At 72.9% G+C, this 10,649-nt stretch carries 10 protein-coding genes; 3 read left to right on the forward strand and 7 right to left on the reverse strand.

Annotation, left to right across the window (positions count from 1 at the left end; genetic code table 11):
• Window positions 1-87: 87 nt before the first annotated feature.
• From BN12_RS19545 to BN12_RS19555, 3 genes are read right to left on the reverse strand one after another with little or no spacing between them, the layout of a single operon-like run.
• Window positions 88-1,341: a low temperature requirement protein A gene (locus tag BN12_RS19545; RefSeq protein ID WP_048555131.1), complete on the reverse strand. Its 1,254-nt coding sequence runs from the start codon at window positions 1,339-1,341 to the stop codon at window positions 88-90.
• 7 nt (window positions 1,342-1,348) lie between these two features.
• Window positions 1,349-2,044 carry a histidine phosphatase family protein gene (locus tag BN12_RS19550; protein WP_048555133.1) on the reverse strand — a complete coding sequence of 232 codons (696 nt, stop codon included), beginning with the start codon at window positions 2,042-2,044 and terminating at the stop codon, window positions 1,349-1,351.
• Entirely contained in the window at window positions 2,041-3,000 is a 960-nt protein-coding gene (locus tag BN12_RS19555; RefSeq protein WP_083454787.1) for an SDR family NAD(P)-dependent oxidoreductase, read from the reverse strand. Before BN12_RS19555 ends, BN12_RS19550 begins: the two co-directional genes overlap by 4 nt.
• A 239-nt stretch (window positions 3,001-3,239) precedes the next feature.
• Between BN12_RS19555 and BN12_RS19560 the strand changes: the two genes are divergently transcribed.
• Window positions 3,240-3,653, forward strand: coding sequence for a YccF domain-containing protein (locus tag BN12_RS19560; protein WP_048556636.1), 414 nt, complete (start codon window positions 3,240-3,242; stop codon window positions 3,651-3,653).
• Window positions 3,654-3,669: 16 nt separating this feature from the next.
• Here BN12_RS19560 and BN12_RS19565 read toward each other — a convergent pair whose 3' ends face one another.
• The 3 genes from BN12_RS19565 to BN12_RS19575 are packed head-to-tail and all read right to left on the reverse strand — an operon-like array spanning window position 3,670 to window position 7,405.
• Window positions 3,670-4,230, reverse strand: coding sequence for a zinc ribbon domain-containing protein (locus tag BN12_RS19565; RefSeq protein WP_048555135.1), 561 nt, complete (start codon window positions 4,228-4,230; stop codon window positions 3,670-3,672).
• A complete protein-coding gene (locus tag BN12_RS19570; protein ID WP_048555137.1) occupies window positions 4,227-6,314 on the reverse strand; it encodes an NAD(+) synthase in 2,088 nt (695 codons plus the stop codon). The genes BN12_RS19565 and BN12_RS19570 overlap by 4 nt, the downstream gene beginning before the upstream one ends.
• 53 nt (window positions 6,315-6,367) lie before the next feature.
• Window positions 6,368-7,405: a Y-family DNA polymerase gene (locus BN12_RS19575; RefSeq protein WP_048555139.1), complete on the reverse strand. Its 1,038-nt coding sequence runs from the start codon at window positions 7,403-7,405 to the stop codon at window positions 6,368-6,370.
• Window positions 7,406-7,835: 430 nt separating this feature from the next.
• Here BN12_RS19575 and BN12_RS19580 point away from each other — a divergent pair, with 430 nt between their 5' ends.
• Complete coding sequence (locus BN12_RS19580) at window positions 7,836-8,402, forward strand: hypothetical protein (protein WP_157635574.1); 567 nt, start codon at window positions 7,836-7,838, stop codon at window positions 8,400-8,402.
• A gap of 94 nt (window positions 8,403-8,496) precedes the next feature.
• Window positions 8,497-8,925 (forward strand): hypothetical protein, encoded by a 429-nt coding sequence (locus tag BN12_RS19585; protein WP_157635575.1) that lies wholly within the window; start codon window positions 8,497-8,499, stop codon window positions 8,923-8,925.
• A gap of 88 nt (window positions 8,926-9,013) precedes the next feature.
• On the opposite strand, the gene BN12_RS19590 is transcribed toward BN12_RS19585, so the two are convergent.
• Window positions 9,014-10,649 (reverse strand): glycoside hydrolase family 3 C-terminal domain-containing protein (locus BN12_RS19590; RefSeq protein ID WP_048555145.1); only part of this gene is annotated, 1,636 nt, incomplete at its 5' end.

Below are 10,649 nucleotides of genomic sequence, written 5' to 3' on the forward strand. Positions count from 1 at the left end.
GGGTCACCGAGCGGTGGTGCACAGGCCCCGATCGGGTGCCAAACCGCCAGCCGACCCGGTGAGGCTGTCGGTCGGCGAGGCGTCCTGTCAGTCGGCGAGGGCAGCGAACCGGTCCGCGCGCCAGCGGGCACCGATGATCTCGTCGGCGAGGACGAGCAGGAGGGGCGCCGCGGTGACGACGAGAAGGCATACCGGCAAGGACACTCCGGAGTGCGCGAGGAGGACGGCGACGGCGAGGATCGCCAGGACCGCGGCGGACAGGATGGCCTGGCTCGGGTGCGGGCCGAGGAGCAGCCGGTAGAGACCGAGGACCACGGTCGTGAAGACGAAGACGGGCACCGCGACGCAGAGGACCACCTGCGCCGGCGTGATGTGCTCGGCCCTGCCGTCGAGCCAGTCGGCGCACACGTCGAGGCCCGCACCGATGCCGGCGATGGCGGCGAAGAGCGGGGCGTGGCCGTAACCGAAGCGGAACGACCGGTCCCGGCGACGGGCGAGCAGCTCGCCGTTCGGCGCGGAGAAGTAGACCCACCACAGACAGAAGGCCAGCCCGGTCCCGGCCAGGCCGACGAGCGCGACGTCGAGTGTCCAGCCCTTCTCGATGATGGCCGAGAGGGTGCCGATCGTGCCGATGAGACACTCGCCGAGCGCGATGAGGGCGAGCGACCCGTATCGCTCGGCGATGTGGTGCGGGTGCCACGGTGTGCCGCCGCCGCGTCGCTCCCCGACGACCGGCACCGTGACCTCGGCCACGACGAGGACGAGCCATCCCACGGCGACCGCCGGTCCGTGGGGGTGCAGGACGTAGAAGGCGATCCAGCCGAGCTGGACGATGCCGACGCCGACGGCATACGTGAGACAGCCCGCACGGAGCGGCAGGGAGACGCTGCGGGAGGCGCGCAGCCACAGGCTGACCTGGGACACCCTCATGACGACGTACCCGATGATGACGACCCCGTTGGCCAGCCGGCCGCCCTCGTCGATCGAGTGGAAGACGGAGGGCAGGCCGACGGCGAGGACGAGGACGCCGAGCATCTGGGTCATGGTGAGCAGCCGGAAGAGCCAGTCGTCGGTGTCGAACGCCGAGGCGAACCACGTGTACCCGATCCAGGCCCAGACGATCGCGAACATCGCGAAGACGAACCCGAGCAGCGCCGGACCCCAGTGCCCTTCGGCGAGCAGATGTGCCGTCTGGGTGCCCGTCACGCCGAAGGCGATGGCGAACGTCAGGTCGTAGAAGAGCTCGAGTGGCGAGGCGACCCGGTGCGCCTCGCCCGGCGACCGGCCGCGCATCCGCCGCAGGCCGTGGCGGCCGCTCAGGTGGTCCGTCGTGTCGGTCATGGGCGCCTCAGCGGGTCGTGGCGAGCTGCGGGTCGACGACCTCGAGGTGACTGTGGTCGTTGTAGCCGGTGACGAGCGGGCCGTAGCGGCTGGAGGTGATCGACGACACCGAGGAGTTGACGATGGGGATCTGCAGGTGCCCCCAGGCGAGGGCGTCGGCGCCGAGCGTGCTGGCCAGGGCCCAGCACACCGGGCCGGCGGACGTGCAGACGATGGCCGTGCCGTCGTTGCCGAGCCGCGTCAGCAGGTCGTCGAGCGCGGCGGTGACCCGCGCGGTGAAGGCCGAGAAGGTCTCCTCGTAGTCGCCGTCGTGGCCGCCCTGGGCCCATCGGACGAGGGCCTGCTCGAACATCTTCATGAACGCCCGGTAGGGCCGGAAGGTCCGCACGAGGTCGGCCTTCATGATGGTCATCGACCGGTATGCCGGTTTGTGGGCGGTGATGATCGCCGTGTGGTCGTACTCGTTCCACCGCTCGTCGACCTCGATCTCGGAGCCCCAACCTGCCGCCCCGACGAGCCGGCGGGCCGTCTCCTGCTGGCGCGCGAGCCCGCCGGCCACGACAACCGTCGGCTCGACGTGGCGGGCAGCGAGCGCCGTGCCGAGGATCGCCGACTGCCGCTCCCCGAGCGGGGAGAGCTGGTCGTAGTCCTTCTTGCCCCACGAGGCCTGTCCGTGCCGGACGAGAAGGACCCGGCTGGTCATCGGGACGCCTCGGTGAGGCCGGGCCTCGGACCCGCCGCGGTGGGGCTCGGCTCACGGGCCGCCGCGGTGGGTACTGTCTCGGTGGGCGCCGGTTCACGGGCCGCGCGACGTCCCGCGGCGAGGAGGGCGGCGTCGTAGGCCGGCCGCAGGAGCCGCTTGGTCCAGAAGAGGAGGTGGCCGTCCCGGTCGGTGAGGATGAGCGGTCGCCCGGCATCGATGCCCGCCAGGGCTCGCTCGGCCACCTCGTCGGCGCTGCGGGGCGCCTCGGCGATGAGCCGCGCGGCCGTCCGCTCCGCCTCGACGTCCGCGCCGTCGAGCGAGGCGGCGAGCCCGGTGCGGAAGAACGACGGGCAGATGACCGAGACCCGCACGTCCCAGGGGGCGAGCTCGTAGCGGAGCGCCTCGCCGATGGCGACGACGCCGGCCTTCGTCGCGCTGTATGCCGCCATCTGCGGCCCGTGGACGAGCCCAGCGAGGGAGGCGGTCATGACGACATGACCGGCCCGCTGCGCCGTGAAGACGCTCGCGAACGCATGGCAGCCCCGGGCCACGCCAAGGAGGTTGACGGCGACGACGCGCTCCCAGTCGGCGGGCGTCGAGACGTCGATGCGACCGCCCACGGCGACGCCGGCGTTGTTGACGAGGAGATCGAGGTGACCGAAGCGCTCGAGCACCCACGCTCGGGTGGCGGCCCAGTCGCCGTCGCACGTCACGTCGAGTCGCCGGTATGCCACCCCGTCCGGGAGGATGCCCTCCTCCAGCGTCGCGGCGCGGTCGGTCGCCAGCACCTCGTCGCCGCGGGCCGCGAACCGCCGCACGAGGGCGAGGCCGAGCCCGGACGCCGCGCCGGTCACGAGGACGGTCCGGCGCCCAGTGGTCGCCCGGGTGGCCGGCTTCGCGCCGCAGAGCCGGTCGGCCAGTCCGCGGACGGCCCGCGACGGAAGTGCACGGTGCATGGAGCCGAACCTAGCCGCCGTGACCGACACCGGCGAAACCCCCCGGCGGTCTGGCACCCGATCGGGGCCTGTGCACCACCACCCCGCGCCCCAGCGGCCGACGTCCTGGCGGTCTGGCACCCGATCGGGGCCCGTGCACCACTCGACCAGCAGGGCCTGACCCGGCGCCATCGGCATACCCGAGGCCGGGCCGGTGCCGACCCATCCGCATACCGGAGAATGTCGGCGTGAAGACCCTCCTGAGGATCGTCCTCAACGTCGTCTGGCTCGTGCTCGCGGGCCTGCCGATGGCCCTCGCGTACGCCGTCGCCGGGCTCATCTGCTTCGTCCTCGTCGTCACGATCCCGTGGGGCTTCGCGGCCTTCCGGGTCGCGAACTACGTCCTGTGGCCGTTCGGGCGGACCGTGGTCGCGAAGCCGACGGCCGGGGTGGGCTCGTTCCTCGGCAACGTCATCTGGTTCCTCGTGGCCGGGATCTGGCTCGCGATCGGCCATGTCATCTCGGCCGTGGCGCTCGCGGTCACCATCATCGGGATCCCCCTCGCCATCGCCGAGCTGAAGATCATCCCCGTCACGCTCGCCCCGCTCGGCAAGCAGATCGTCTCCAGCGACCGCCCGTTCGCCACCGGCTACGGGTCGGCGGTCGCGATGTAGGGCTGCCGGGCGAGAGCTAGCGCGCGAGGTAGACGACGGCGTCGTCGCCGCCCTTGCACGTCGCCGGCTGCGATCCCGTGCACGTCATCGTGTAGGTCGTATGCGTGATCGGCGACTCGGCGCGCACGGTCGCCTCGCCGCCGTTCGGCGCCGTCGCGACGTAGGCGTCCCGCACCGCGAGCGCGAACCCGCAGCTGGTCCGGCTCGTGCCCGACCAGGCACCGAGCGAGTTCGGGCTCGCCGATGACTCGGGGCACGGCGTCGCCCCGGCGGGCAGGGACGCCGTGGAGAAGGGCGTCTGCGTGGCCCCGCCCGTCGAGGCACCCGACGCGCCGGACGACGTGCCGGCGCCACCGGCCGCCGAGGTCACCGATCCGTCCGGTGCGTTCTCGCCGCCGCCGGATCCGAGGAGCCCGCGGATGCCGATCATGGCGAGGACGACGAAGAGGGCGACGGCGAGCACCATGACGACGGCGACCCGGCCGCGCGAGGGCTTGCCCTGCGTCGTCGGCGCACCGCATCGGTCGCAGAAGGCCGCGTCGGGCCGCAGCTCGGCTCCGCACCGGGAGCACCTCACGGGGGCAGCACCCCGTCGACCGCCCCCCGCAGCTCGCCGAGCCACGGGCCGGGACCCGCATCCGACGGCATCCGCCAGTCGCCGCGCGGCGACAGGGATCCGCCGGCGACGACCTTCGGCCCGTTGGGGATCGCCGACCGCTTGAACTGGTTGGCGAAGAACCGGCGGAGGAAGACCTCCTCCCAGTGGACGATCTGCTCCAGGTCGTAGGCGACGCGCTCCGCCTCGGGGTATCCCGCCGGCCACTCCCCCCGGGCGGCGTCCGCCCACGCCTGCTCGGCGAGGAAGGCGATCCGACTCGGACGCGCCCCCCACCGCAGGAGGTGGAAGAGGGTGAAGTCCTGGAGGGCGTACGGGCCGACGGACGCCTGCGTCGACTGCGGCCGCTCGCCCTCCTTGACAGGCACGAGCTCGGGGCTGATCTCGGTCTCGAGGATCGAGGTGAGGGTCGCGTTGACCTCGTCGTCGAACTGCCTGCTGCTCACGACCCACCGGATGAGGTGCTGCATCAGGGTCTTCGGCACGCCGGTGTTCACGGCGTAATGGCTCATCTGATCGCCGACGCCGTAGGTGCACCAGCCGAGGGCGAGCTCGGACAGGTCGCCGGTGCCGAGGACGATGCCGCCGCGCTGGTTGGCCGCCCGGAAGAGGACGTCGGTGCGGATGCCGGCCTGGACGTTCTCGAAGGTGACGTCGTAGACCTCCTCGCCGCTGCCGAACGGGTGGCCGAGGTCCTTCAGCAGCTGGGTCGCGAGCGGCCGGATGTCGATCTCCTCGAAGGTCACCCCCAGCGCCCGGGACAGCGCCGTCGCGTTGTCCTTGGTGCCCGCGCTCGTCGCGAACCCCGGCATCGTGAACGCGAGGATGTCGCTGCGTGGCCGGCCGAGCCGGTCCATCGCCTGGGCCGCGACGATGAGGGCGTGCGTCGAGTCGAGACCGCCGCTCACCCCGATGACGATCTTCGGCCGGCCGATCGCCGCCATCCGCCGCTCGAGGCCGGAGACCTGGATGTTGTATGCCTCGTAGCAGTCCTGCGCGAGCCGGGCCGGGTCGTCGGGGACGAAGGGGAACCGGTCGACGCTGCGCCGGAACCCCAGGTCCCCGGTCGGAGGGTCGAGCGTGAAGGGTATGCGACGAAGCCGATCCGCCTGGCCGTCACGGGAGTCGGCCAGCCTGTCGTCGTCGAAGGACCCCTGCCGCATCCGCTCCTGGCGCAGCCGGTCGAGGTCGACGTCGACGACGGTCCGGGACGCCGTATGCGGGAAGCGCTCGCTCGCCCCGAGGAGCTCGCCCATCTCGTAGACCATCGTCAGGCCGTCCCACGATAGGTCGGTCGTGCTCTCGCCGCTCATCGCCGCGGCATACGCGTAGACGGCGTTGCACCGGGCGCTCGCCGAGCGGGCGAGCAGGTGCCGGTCGTCGGCGCGTCCGACGGTGATGGGCGAGGCCGAGAGGTTGAGCAGGACGGTCGCGCCGGCGAGGGCGGCGTGCGCACTCGGCGGGACGGGAACCCACATGTCCTCGCAGATCTCCGCGTGGACGGCGAGGCCCTCGACGTCGGTCGCCGTGAAGACGAGGTCCGGTCCCCATGCGAAGTGGCCGCCCTCGTCCGCTCCCGGCCAGTGCGGACGGTGCAGCCGTCCACCGCTCTGGTCCGCCCCGCTCGCGAAGTGCCGCTTCTCGTAGAACTCGCGATAGGTCGGCAGGAACGACTTCGGCGCGACCCCGAGGACCCGGCCACGGTGCACGACGACCGCGCAGTTGTAGAGGCGGTTCCCGTTGCGCAGCGGCGCGCCCACGACGACGAGAGGTCGCAGGTCGGCCGTCGCGTCGGCGAGCGCGACGACGGCCGCGTCGACCGCGTCGAGGAGGACGTCCTGGAGGAGCAGGTCGTCGATGGCATACCCGGACAGCGACAGCTCCGGGAAGAGGGCCACCGCGACGCTCTCGTCGTGACACGCCCGGATCTCGTCGACGATGCGCTCGAGGTTCGTCGCCGGGTCGGCCAGCGCCACGGGCACCGTGCAGGCCGCGACCCGCGCGAACCCGTGCCGGTAGAGGTTGTGGAAGTCGGCCCTGCTCACGGTGCCGAGTCTGTCAGACCGGCGGGGTGGGCCGCGGGGCCGCTCGGTCCGGGTCACCACGGCAGGAGGAGCTGGTCGGGGTCGGTCCGGGCGGGTCGGAGGGAGAGGGCGACGCCGACGACCGAGACCCCGCGACCGTCCTCCTCGTATGCCGTGCCCACGAGGAGCCGATGCGCATGAGCCGTGAGCTCGTCGGGCGTCGCGGTCGGCACGTCGAGCCGTCCACTGCGGCTCGTCGCGCCGCCGTCGTCGAACCGGACCTCGACGTCGACACGCGTCACCTCTGTCCCGGCCGGCATCCGGCCGAGGGCCGACCGGACGACCCCGCCGAACACCTCCTCGACCGTCGACCTGCTGCGGGTGGCCGGAGCGATGGTGCGCTCGGCGCCCGCGGTCCGCCGCTGCCCCGGGATGCGGATCGTCGCGTCGTCGGTGCCTGCCACGATGGCGGCGAGACGGCGGGCGACCATCGTGCCCACGATCGGCCGCAGCTCGCGGACCTCCCGTCCATCGAGGTCGGCGACGACGCGGACTCCTTGTGCGGCAAGGATCGCCGCCTTCTCGCGGCCGATGCCCCACAGCTCGTCGATGCGCAGGGCGCGCCGGACGGCGCGGTCCTCTCCCTGGGAGATGACGACCATCCCGTCGGGTTTGGCGCGACGGGATGCCACCTTCGCCATGAGCTTCGTCGTGCCGACGCCCATGCTGACGGCCAGCCCGACCTCGTCGCGGACCCGCTCACGCAGCGCTCGAGCCGTCTCGACGGCGTCGAGCCCTTGCGGTCGCACGTCGAGGAAGGCCTCCTCCATGGACCCCGGCTCGACCCAGGAGGTGACCGACCGGAAGGCGGCGAAGAGATCCTCGCTCGCGGCGACGACCGACTCGTGGTCGAGGCCGACGACGACGAGGCCCGGCGCGACGCGCTGGGCCTGGCGCACCGGCATACCGCTGTGGACGCCGAGCGCACGAGCCTCGTAGGACGCGCACGCCACGACCTCCCAGGCCACGACGAACGGCCGGCCTCGCAGGGTCGGGTCGTCGCGGGCCGCGACGGAGGCGAAGAAGGCGTCCGCGTCGGCATGGATGAGCATGGGACGAGCCTGCCGTGGACCACCGACAGCGCCCGGCCTCGGCGACCTTGTCGGGAGCCTTGTCGGATCGCCCCGGAACCTTGGCCACATCGCCCCCCACCAGCTTTATCGGGTGACCCCGGAAGACTGGCCACATCGCCCCCCAGCAGCAGCTTTATCGGGTCACCCCGGAAGACTGGCCACATCGCCCCCCAGCAGCAGCTTTATCGGGTCACCCTGGAAGACTGAGCCTCACCCGACTTCCCTTGTCGGGTGAAGTCATGGGTTCCGGGGTCACCCGACAAAGCGAGCACCGCAGCGACGGCACGGGTTCCGGGGTCACCCGATAAAGCGAGCACCGCGGCGACGGCACGGGTTCCGGGGTCACCCGATAAAGCGAGCACCGCGGGCAGGCCGGGGGTGGCGCGTCCCGGGTCGTTAGGGTGGCCGCATGGCGGCGCAGCCCTCGGGCGGGGGGACCCGGGGCGGACGACCACAGCTCGCCGTGCTGCTCGTCTTCGCGATCGGCGCGATCCCCCTCCTCGTCGTCCTCGCGGCGTGGCTGCGCGGGGACCGCACCGACATCTCCCTCGACATCCCTCGTGCGTGCAGTGCCGTCGACGCGGCAGCCGTCGCCCAGCTCACGCCCGGTGGCACGCCGGCGGCGAAGCGGTCCGTCGGCACCTCCACGGCGACCGACTCCTGCGCGGTGCACACGGAGATCGCCGACCTCGACGTCACCGTGGGCGCCGACCCGCAGCGGTACTCCGCCGCATACCGCACGTCCCACTGCTCAGCGATCGGCGCGACGCCGACGACCTCCGGGTCCTCCGTCACGTGCGCGACGACACGCACCGGATCGACGCCGGCCCGGGTCGACGAGTACGTCTGGGTCGGCGGCGTGTACGAGGTGCGGCTGGGGTACGAGCGGACGACCGCGACGGCACTCGACGCCGCGACGACGGCCACGACGGACCGGATCGTCGCCACCCTCGTCTCGGGACTGCCGGGCCGCTGACCTCGGGCTCGGAACAGGTCGTTGTCCACAGGCTGCCGGAGCCCCTGTGGATGACGACCGACGCTCCGCGGCGACCTCGGGCAGGGTTCCCGTCATGTCCTACCGTGACCTGCCGCTCGACATGAGCCAGATGCCTCTGTCCGACCCGAAGACGGCCGCCGATGTCGTCGACCTCATCCTCGACCCCGGCTCCCGTGACGCGGGATCGTTCGCCCTGATGATCTGCTCCGCCGACGACATCGGCGTCAAGCCGGTCGTCATCGACGCCATCCCCGAGGATCTCCCGCACCAGGAGCTCGCCGCGACGCTCCGGTCCGTCCTCGACCTCGTCGCCGCCACCGAGGGCTCCGTCGTCGTCGCCCGCGGGCGCCCGGGGACCTTCCTGCTGACCGACGAGGACCGCGCGTGGCACGAGAGCATGATCGCGGTATGCCGGGCCGCCGGCGTCCGCCTCCTCGGCGCCTACGTCGCGACGTCCTCGACCGTCCGCGCCCTCCCGGCTCCCCTCGACAAGGCGTCCTAGGTCAGCCCGTCCTCCCGACCGGCCGACCGAGCCGTCGGTCGGGGCGATCACCCCGACCCACGGCTCGACAGACGATGCGGTTGCCGGCTCAGGGCAGCTCCAGCCGGGCCCGCACGTCGCCGAGTCCCCGGGCGAGGAGCAGCGCTCCGCCGCCCAGTGTGGTCCACGCCGAGGAGCCCTCGTCCCAGCGCCGCCACAGCCGAGCATCGGTCGGAACGACGACACGGGACTCCCCTGCGGCCGGCACGTCGACCGCGGCGAACCCTGCGAGGCGCACGGGCTCGGTCTCGTCGGCGGGCTGGAAGTAGACCTGGACGACCTCGCGGGCCGCCCGGGGTGCGGCGTTGCGCACGGTGACGGCGACGGTCGGAGCTGCCCCAGCCCCCATCGTCGCCGCCACCGCATCTCCCGCATCGACGAGCTCGACGTCCGCATACGTGAACTCGCCGTAGCCCTGGCCCTCTCCCAGCCAGTGCGCGGGCGCCGGTGCACGGCCGGCGTGGAAGCCCCGATAGCCGACGAAGACGTCGTCGGTGTAGGGCAGATCGAGGGCGGTGGGCGTCACGGCGACGTCCCACGCGGGTGCCGCGCCATCGGCGGCCGGCCACGAGGTGACGAGGCGGCCGGCCGGTTCCCGCACTCCGAGGAGGGCGTCCGCGACGGCGTGCCCGCCCTCCTGGCCCGGTATGCCGGCGACGAGGACGGCGTCGACGGCGTCGAACCACGGCATGAGGACGGGCGTCGCCGAGTTGACGACGACGACGGTCCGCCGGGCCGCTCCGGCGACCGCGCGCACGAGCGCGTCCTGCTCGCCGGGCAGCGCGAGGGTGCTCTTGTCCTTCGCCTCGGTCTCCCGTTCGGCCGTGTTGCCGACGACGACGACGGCCACCTCCGCGGAGCGCGCGGCCGCCACGGCGTCGGCGAGGACGTCCTCCATGGGCCGAGGCGCGGGGCCGGCGACCAGGCCCCGAGTGCCCATGCCGGAGGCGATCATGTGCGACAGGGTGCCGACGAGCCCGTCCGGGCCGGGCTGCGGGGTGGTCCGGACGATCGAGCACTCGGCCTCCAGGAGGGCACCCTCGCGCACCTCGAGGTCCATGCTCCACGAGGGAGGCAGGAGCACCGCGCCCCCCGGGTCGAAGCCGTCCGGGGTCACGTCGAGCTCGGCCAGGTCGGTCCCGTCGAGCGTGATCCGCCACCGGCCGGTGCCGATCACGCCGACCCGCGTGAGCCCGCCCGAGACGAGCCGCGCCGAGAGACGGACGCTCTGCGGGGGGCGGGGCAGATCGTCGTCGAAGCCGATCGTGACGGCGGCTCCCTCGCTGTGCTCGTTCGACATGACCTCACGACTCGCGTCGAGGATCCTCACCCGCATACCGGAGACGCCGTTGTCGGGATCCTCGATCGCGGCCGCCTCGGCCAGCTGCGGCCGCTCGTGGACCTCGACGCCGTCGACGACCGTCACGGCGTCGCCGAGAGCGGTCCGCAGTCCCTCGGCGACCGAGATCTCATGCGGCGGGTTCACCTGGGCCGACCCGCCGCCCATGCATGTCGTGCGGATCGCGAGCCGGCCGACGAGGGCGACCGAGCCCGGCGCGGAGAGGGCGTCGGCGGGCAGCGGCAGCAGCCCGCCGGCATTCTTCAGGACGACCATCCCGTCCGTCGCGAGACGCCGCAGCTGCGCGCGACGCGCCGGGTCGTCGGCGGCCGGTCGGTCGGCCGGC

It is taken from the genome of Nostocoides japonicum T1-X7, from assembly GCF_001046855.1.
In the GTDB taxonomy this organism is placed as follows: Bacteria; Actinomycetota; Actinomycetes; order Actinomycetales; family Dermatophilaceae; genus Nostocoides; species Nostocoides japonicum.